This is a genomic window from Mycobacterium sp. TH-M25 (assembly GCF_057473665.1).
This window is the reverse complement of record NZ_JBYCLA010000219.1, coordinates 1-7,732: the sequence shown is the minus strand read 5'-3', so window position 1 is coordinate 7,732 and position 7,732 is coordinate 1. Positions and strand designations below refer to the sequence as shown.

The window sequence follows — 7,732 nt, the reverse complement described above, 5'->3', positions numbered from 1 at the left end:
CCGCCGTTTGCCGTTGTCGGATGGAGGAGAGGATGAGAGGATCACAGCTATGACGTATCGCGTGGTGGAGACTCCGTTGGGCTGGTTAGTCCATGCTCACGGTGAGCAGATCGGCGAACCGCATTCGACCCCTGGCGGCGCTTTCGCGACGGCGATCATCGCAATTCGGGAACACGGCGACGGTCAGGACGGCGGTACTTTCCAGCTGGAATGGGACGGCAGCTACCGATGGCACGATGGGGAACGTCTGCACGGTCGCTGAGAACTTGTTCGCCCGGCTACCGCCCTTCCGGTATGAAGCCTTGTCCCCAATTTTTGGACCTGATCTTCACGAGCGCGATCAGGCTGCGTATCGGAAATCCAATCGCAAAGCCGTAGCCGCCGTCGCGCCGTGTGGTGTAGCCGATGTTGAGACCTACGAGTTTCGGACCTTCGGTGCTGTTGCCGACCCATGCCGAGCCGCTGTCACCAGGAAGATCGACAAGCGTCGATTCCATTTCTGAGTACCGTGGGTTGTCGGTGTCGGTCTCAATAGACGTGATCTTCCCCTCGGTTTTCGCAGTTCTCGCGCCGTACTTTTTCACGTAATCGCCCACCGAGGGGTTGCCGAACACGGCGAAGTAGGCGTCGGAGGTGTACGTGTTCTTGTACAAGTGGATGACCGTCGCTCCGTACGCACCGTTCTTCATGTCGTCGGGCATGTGGTAGACCACTTCGCCGATTCGCACACCGCTGTCGCTCGACACCTGCTGGTCGATGTCGTCGGCGCAGTGCCCCGCCGTCACGGCTAAGCGGGCATGGTCGTTGTTGGTCGCGAGGAACCCGAGGCTGCATGAACCGTTGCCGATGAAGATCTTCATCCCGGGCACCAGCCCGACCGTTGCCGTGGCGGTCGGCATCGGGGCGCCCACCACGCACAGCAACGCCGACACGGCGCAGACCAGAATCCGGCGTACCGCCCGCATCGCCACGACCTTCCCCAAGAACCGTTGTTGATGTGACGTTAACAGCGGGTGCGGACAGTAAAGGGCTGCTCAACGTGGCGCTGACGTGTTTGGGCGCTCGATCGAGGTGGGCGGACAGCGCGGCAGCAGCGAACCGCTGCGCGGCTTAGTGCTCGCCTGCTATCGAGTTTTAGTTTTCGTATTGGGTGGCCACGATCGTGAGCGCGCGACGCATGTCCTCTGTGGTGATGCCGAGTTGTCCGTTGGCGGCCATTTTGACTTTGGTTTCGCGGTCGACGGTGCGGAGTCGTTCGGCTTGTGCGCTGCGGCAGTGGTTGATCACTTCGCGGGCGTAGCGGCCGTTGCCGAAATTCGGCAGTTGGCTGAGCCGTTCGGTTTCGGTTTCCAGTAGGGGCCAGGCGTCGGGGTCGACGTCGAGGTGGCGTTTGTTGGCGAACATTTGGCCGATCTGGCGGACTTCGGCTGGGGTGTAGCCCTCGAATTTGAATGTTCGGTGAAAGCGGCTGGCGAAGCCTTGGTTGGCGTTGAGGAAGCGGCGCATCTCGCCGGGATATCCGGCGGCGATCACGACGAGCTCGCCGGCTTTGTCTTCCATGTATTTCAGCAAGGTGTTGATGGCGTCGCTGCCGAAGCTGTGGCCTTCGACTTTGGGTGCCAGTCGGTATGCCTCGTCGATGAACAGTACGCCTCCCAGGGCGCGTTCGAGGACCTCGCGGGTTTGTTGTGCGGTCTGTGACACCCAGCCTTGAACTAGGTCTTCCTCGGTGACTTCGGTGAATTTCCATTCGGGGATCATGCCGAGCTCGAAGAGGATGTCTTTGAAGATCCTGGCCCACGTGGTTTTTCCTGTCCCGGCGGGACCGAGGAAAACCAGATGCCCGCCGAGTTCGGCGTCGACGGGGCGGCCGGCGTGCTCGGCGCGGATCTGCTCGATCTCCAATTCGGAGCGCCAGGCTTGTATTTGGTCTTTGACTTCGGTGTGTCCGATGAGGTCGTCGATCGCGGTGCGCCATTGTTCGCCGGCCTGCTGGCGTTGTTTCTCGTGTTCTGATTCAGTCAGGGTCTGCTGCGACGGTTGAGTGGATACGTCCCATGGGTCGCTGCGGTGGGCGATGAGTTCTTTGCTGACTATCGGTAGACGCAGGGTTTCGTCAGCAAGGGCGGCGGCGGCTTCCGCGGTGAGGACTCCGTCGATGGTGGCTTTGCCGAATGCGTTGCGGGCGGCTTCTTCGTGGTCGAGTGCGCGTTCGCTCCAGGCACGTGCGAGCGCGGCGTCGCATCGGATGTAGGGGTTTGCGATGGTGTCGATGTCGGGTAGCAGGTTGATGGCCTGCTGATAGTGGCCCAGGCGGGCGGCGGCGACCGCGGCCATCGCTGTGACTGCGGCGAGCAGGACGTCGTGTACTGCTGGCATCTCCGGGCGGGGCATCCGGGCGGGTGCGGCGGTGATGTCGGGCCAGCGTTCGGCGACAAAATGGGCGCAAGTATCCAGGAAATGACGCCAGGCCGCCGCTTCGCCGTGGGCAATGGTCGGGTCGTCGAGAACGTCGAGTGCGTTGCGGTATTGGCGGTCGGTGATGAGCGCTGCGGCGTAAGCCAGCGTGATGGTTTCTCGTGAATTTATGGTCAGCACGACGTATTTCGGGCATTCGATGCTGCCGGCGAGCTGGCCTTCGCTCCATCCGACACGGCGGATCTCGCGGAATAGGAATCGTGAGTTTTCGTGGGCAGCTTGTAGTGTGGTCAGGCTGGTGTCCCCGGCGGCGATGCGGCCCAGCCATGCATCGGACATGGCCGGCTCAGCGGTCGTGGCAGCGCTGAAGTTGTCCAGCGCCGTGCCGACGTCGCCGACGCTCCACTGCCGCAGCGCTGCATCGAACTTGTCTCGGGCTATGCTCACCTTGCGCTCCTGGCCACTGCGTTATGTGCTAGTAGGTCTGTTGATCGTATCCAGCTCGGTTTGGCTTCCCGGCCCGCGATGTGTTGAGCCGCCTGTTGTCTGGGTCTGCGAGCCCGGTGTGGCGCTCGTCGTCGTTATCGTGTCCAGGCCGCCGGCCTTGACGTTGTTGCCGGCGGCGACGGCTGGCGTGGGCACCGTTTTGCGGCCGGATGTGCCGGCCACCGATGGGGCGTTTTGCCTCCTGCGCCGGCCGGCCGGGCCTGTTGTGTCGCGGCGGCCTTGCGGCCGTGTCAGTGATGTCGGTTGCGGAACCGCGTGTGGCGCCGAAGCATTCGATCCCTGCGGGCTTGATTCGTGTGCGCTGGACTGTGTTGTGTGCCCGGAATCGGCGACCTGAGATCCTTTCCCCTGCGATGTCGGTGTCGTGATCGTGTCCAGGCCCTTGTCTGAGGAGTTCGCCTTCGAGTCGGCCTCGGCCACCTTTGATTCCAGTTCTTCCCACGGCGGGGATTTGCGGCGCTGGGCACGCTCTCGCAGCCCCTTGAGGGCCTGGGCCGCGCCGCGCGCCCCGACGGCGAACGCGGCCGCCTCGGCCGCCCGCAGACCGAGCCGACCAACGCTCAACCGCGGCGACATGCCGAACAGTTCCGCGCGCATCATGCGGAAAAGGCCGATCGCCACGCACGAGCAGCACCCGAAGAACAGTGCTTTGGCCACCGGGCTGTCCCCGCCGAGATCGGTGGGCAGCCGGCCGGTCATCACCTTGCCGATCGACATTCCCGCGATGCACACGAACAGGGTGTAGGCGAACATTTCCAGGAACATGAACGCGAACTGGCGGGCCGCGTGCAGCATCCAGGCGCGGCCGGGGCCGTCGAGGACGCCGATCTGGCTTTCGACGGGCGCTTTGATGACGCGATACATGGCGCGTGCCGGCACCATCACCAGTGCGCCGGACGCGGTCGCCAAGAAGACGGTGAACACACCGACCGAGCCGCATAGCAGCAGCCCGAGCCACACGTTGGAGCCGTCCAGGTGGGCGGCGTAGTTGGCCGCTGAATAGTCGCCGCATTGGAGCATGGCTTTGATCGGGGCGTCCTCGCTGACGTGATTGAGCATCGCCGTGCTGAACGCGGTGTCGCATTTGCCGCTGAGTACGTGACCGTACTGCCAGAGCTGGAATGGGCGGCGGGCGACGGCGGTGATCAGGTTGCCGCTGAAGATGTCGAGCTGGCCGGCGGCGTCGCGGGCGGCGTGGTGGGTGTCGGCGGCCCCATTGTGGACGGCGACTTCGGCGACCTCGAATGCCGCCGCCCGGCCGGATTCCAGGAGCCCGTGCGGGCCGTACATCAACGACACCGGGTCGGCCAGGAACGCGGCGCCCAGCACAGCGACGGCGAAGGCCGACAGGATCATCATCTTGCCGCGCGCCGATGATCCGGTGATGATCGTGTATGCGCCGGCGAACACCGCGGCCGGCAGCAGCCACAGCACAAGGCCGACTTCGTGGACCACCTGGAAGATCGCGTCGACGAAGGGGCGGGCCAGTGCGCCGAAGAACGTCACCCAGATCGACTTGCTGGCCAGCCGATACAGCCAGACACCGATAGCCAGAACGGCGATGAAAATTCCGGCCTCGAAGGTGAGGAAGAACGCCGCGACGCTGTTGGACACCAAGCCTGCGGTGAAGCGGGCCGGCACGCTCAGCCAGGACTCCGGGTTGGCGGTTATGCCGCCGGAGTGCTGGCTGGCTTGGTCCAGGATGTTGATTGAGGCCAGGTAATAGCGGCCTAGTGGGACATGGAAGCTGTCGGCGACGCCTGTCCAATCCAGGGCAGCCGCGTTGGTGGACGCTACCGCGCGGGGGGCGACCGCGGTCGCGGTCATCGCCAGGAGCTGGACCAGGCCGGCGATTTTGAAGCCGCGCCGGGTCCAGTCGTTTGTGGCGACCCACCACCGTTTGATTGCGGGCACCATCAGCTGGCCTCGGTCCAGGTCAGCGGGTTGGTGTCGAACTGGGCTTGCACCTTCGGGTTGGGGTGGGTGAACGCCCGGATTTTTCCGAAGTTACCGATCTCGTCGAGCCACCACGCTTCGCCTTCTCTGCCGGGGATGACGCGGCCGTGCTGTCGCGCTGTGCGGCGGTTGCGGCGAGAGCCGCGGATGACGGGACTGGTGTTTTTGACGTAGTCGCGCAGTAGGTCGGGGTGGCGTTCGATGTCGCGGTCGCACCATTGCAGCGCCGCTTGCGCCATTTTGGAGCTCTTGAACCCGAACAGCAGTCGTTGGGTGATGAATTCTGAGCCGATCCGGTCGAAGGTCTTGACGGGGTTTTGCACGACTGCGGTCATGCCGCTGTTGACTTTGCGGCCCTGCGTCATCAGCTTGTAGGCCGCGGCGGCTCCGGCGTCGGAATGAATCCAGTCGTAGCATTCCTCCACCACGAGCTGAGCGGGTTCTTTCGGCCGTGAGAAAAACATCTGGAGCGTGGAGTCGATCGCCAGGCCGTAGATCGCGCGGCCGGCTCGCTGGCGGGGGGTGATTTCGCTGTGCAGGTGTGCGGCCGCGGTTTCTTCGCTGGTCGGAAGTTCCAGCCACGCCGTGTTCCAGATGACGATTTGATAGGCGTTGAAGTCGGGTACTTCGAGGGTTCGGTCGAATAGCGCGCGCAGGTGGCGGTCTGCGGAGAGCCCTTCAAGTCCGATCAGTAACTGTTCGTCCGCGGCGGTCTTATCTCGGGCCGGCAGATCGCGCAGGAAGTTGATCAGCGCGTGCGTGTCGCCAATGTCGTTGGCGGCCAAATAGCGTGGTGCGACGAGCTTTTGGAAACGGCGGCCCGCGGCGCTGTCGGCGCCAACCCCCAATAGCGCCAGGAGGTGGTCGGTCGGTTGGGGAAGCAGTTCCTCGTCGATGTCGCTGCGGCCCTGGCGCTGTAGGTCGGCGATGATGTCGGCGTTTCGGCGGGCTAAACGTACACAGTCCAGGCTGTACAGGTTTCGGTGCGCGTCGATCACCAATTTGCGGTGGTCCTCATCGCCGACACCGGCGAGGGCTCGTTCGTGTTCGCGGACCTGCGTGGGGTCGATGATGCCCAGGCGGGCACCGATCTCGGCCCATGAATACTCGAGTGTCTTGACGACCGTGCTTTTGCCGCGGCCGGGGTCGCCGCCGGCGACCAGCACTGCACCTTTGTCTCGTGTTGGTGCCCCGAGCACGTCACACAGTCCGACGTCGCGCATGCCGGGCATCGTGATGTCGAGGCCAAGCGGTACGCCGAACGGGTCACCGAGCTGGCTGGACACCATCGGCACCAGCGCTCCCAGGTCGTCGGAGGTGGTGGGGTGACGGTGGTTTTTAACCCCGGAGATCACTTCGCAGCCGGGAATGAACACATGCAGGTGTGATTTCTGGGCGCCGCGCCATCGGGTCATCTCCACGGCAGCTTTCGACAGCCCTGAGGTGAGGGTTTTAACGCCGGCGGCGACCTCTTCAGGGCTGCCGGCGGCCACGCTGAACCAGATCGCGGTGGACCCGGCGCGTACTGAGCTGCCCGCCGAGCATTTCGTGGCCAGTTCGCGGCTGAGGAATTTTTGGCGGGGCAATTCGTCGTCGATGCCTGCGACGTCGCCGCGTTGGCGCCACTGATCGTTGAGGTTGCGATCCATCCGGATCATTTCGGCGTGGACTTTGTCAGCGGGGCGCAGTTGTAGGTCTTCGTGCCAGTCGATGATGATTGTCGGCGTGCTCAGGTCGTCGGCCAGCTTGAACAGCATGGACCGGGGAAACACCAGGCCGCCGGCCGGGTAGTTGTCGACAGCGGCGATCGCCTGGTAGGTGTCGTCGATTCCATCGCGCGGGTCGCGGTACACCCGCACCAGTGGATTGTCGGCGCTCACGCCGTCCGGGCCGTATAGTTCTGCGGCGTTCTCGTCGAGATACGCTGGTGTGAAGGCTGATTCATCCAGTACAGCGAAGGGGTCAGGGTCGACGTCGGGAATGGGTTCGCGCCAGGCGCCGCGGCTGGTGGTGGCGTTCCAATGCCACCAGATATGTTGCGCGGCAGCTGGTTGCGGATCGAACACGCTCGGGATCATGTCGAAGATTTCGCGGGACATCCGTTGATAGCGTTCGATCATCGCCGGATCGTCGTAGTCGGGTGCGGCGGCCCGGGTTTTGAGGCTTTTCAGCAGACTCGACCCGTCGCGGCCGAAGTCGAGTCGCACCGATAGCCACGGCTGGCGATACCGCAGACCGAACGCGGAAAAGTGTGGGGCCCACTGGGTTCGGATCGCAGACAGCCATTCGGTGCTGCATGTCGAAATGTCCGGCACGTCGACGCGGCCGGCGAGATATTGTTCGCGGGCGGCCAGTGGGAGACCGGCGACAGCCATTCCGCGGCAGATGTCATCGACGCTGCGGTACGCGGTCAGTCCCGACAGTGTGCAGCGCTGCGGGAGGTGGCGGTACAGCAAGTTGTGATCAGTGGCGACGTCGCGTTGGGAGTCTTCGTCGAGATAAAAGAAATCCGTGGCGCTCAGCAGATATTCGGCGAACACACCACGGTCTGTAAATCGTAGATTGCCGATGACGTGGCGGGGTGCGGCATGCCAGGTGGGGCGCAAAAACCCGGCCATCAGTGTTGCGTTCCGCTCAGCCGGCCGGTGTCGGGGTCGACGACCCGGCCGGCGAGGTCCGCCGCCAGGTGGGTGCATGTGGTGCGCGGCGAGCGCGCTTCCAGGCGCCAACGGAGCCGAGCGGTGGCTGGCGGGCCGTGTTTAGGCAGCTTTCCGAGGGCTAGGACCGCCGCGGCGGTGATTACCAGCCCTACCACGAGCAGGTAGCGGCCGTACCCGGTCGAGAACGTCAC

At 64.0% G+C, this 7,732-nt stretch carries 5 protein-coding genes and 1 pseudogene; 1 reads left to right on the top strand and 5 read right to left on the bottom strand.

Translation table 11 applies throughout. From position 1 onward, the window contains the following. The coding region (locus tag AC2VOU_RS07370; RefSeq protein ID WP_486956785.1) for a hypothetical protein at window positions 1-262 on the top strand (262 nt) is incomplete at its 5' end. A gap of 16 nt (window positions 263-278) precedes the next feature. On the opposite strand, the gene AC2VOU_RS07365 is transcribed toward AC2VOU_RS07370, so the two are convergent. The 5 genes and pseudogenes from AC2VOU_RS07365 to AC2VOU_RS07345 all read right to left on the bottom strand — a co-directional run. Beyond that, entirely contained in the window at window positions 279-965 is a 687-nt protein-coding gene (locus tag AC2VOU_RS07365) for a chymotrypsin family serine protease (RefSeq protein ID WP_486956784.1), read from the bottom strand. 169 nt (window positions 966-1,134) lie between these two features. Next, the gene (locus AC2VOU_RS07360) at window positions 1,135-2,865 is read right to left on the bottom strand and encodes an AAA family ATPase (RefSeq protein WP_486956783.1); all 1,731 of its coding nucleotides are present in this window, start codon (window positions 2,863-2,865) and stop codon (window positions 1,135-1,137) included. Between the two features lie 21 nt (window positions 2,866-2,886). Next, window positions 2,887-4,842, bottom strand: a complete 1,956-nt coding sequence (locus AC2VOU_RS07355) for a hypothetical protein (RefSeq protein ID WP_486956782.1) — start codon at window positions 4,840-4,842, stop codon at window positions 2,887-2,889. Then, the gene (locus tag AC2VOU_RS07350) at window positions 4,842-7,499 is read right to left on the bottom strand and encodes an ATP-binding protein (RefSeq protein ID WP_486956781.1); all 2,658 of its coding nucleotides are present in this window, start codon (window positions 7,497-7,499) and stop codon (window positions 4,842-4,844) included. Before AC2VOU_RS07350 ends, AC2VOU_RS07355 begins: the two co-directional genes overlap by 1 nt. After that, window positions 7,499-7,732 (bottom strand): annotated as a pseudogene (locus tag AC2VOU_RS07345) (hypothetical protein); the annotation flags it as partial. The gene AC2VOU_RS07350 and the pseudogene AC2VOU_RS07345, both read right to left, overlap by 1 nt.

What these genes read in the sequence shown, in the direction of transcription:
- AC2VOU_RS07355 (WP_486956782.1), bottom strand. Translation starts at nt 4,842, where the DNA reads ATGGTGCCCGCAATCAAACGGTGGTGGGTCGCCACAAACGACTGGACC.
- AC2VOU_RS07365 (WP_486956784.1), bottom strand. Translation starts at nt 965, where the DNA reads ATGCGGGCGGTACGCCGGATTCTGGTCTGCGCCGTGTCGGCGTTGCTG.
- AC2VOU_RS07350 (WP_486956781.1), bottom strand. Translation starts at nt 7,499, where the DNA reads ATGGCCGGGTTTTTGCGCCCCACCTGGCATGCCGCACCCCGCCACGTC.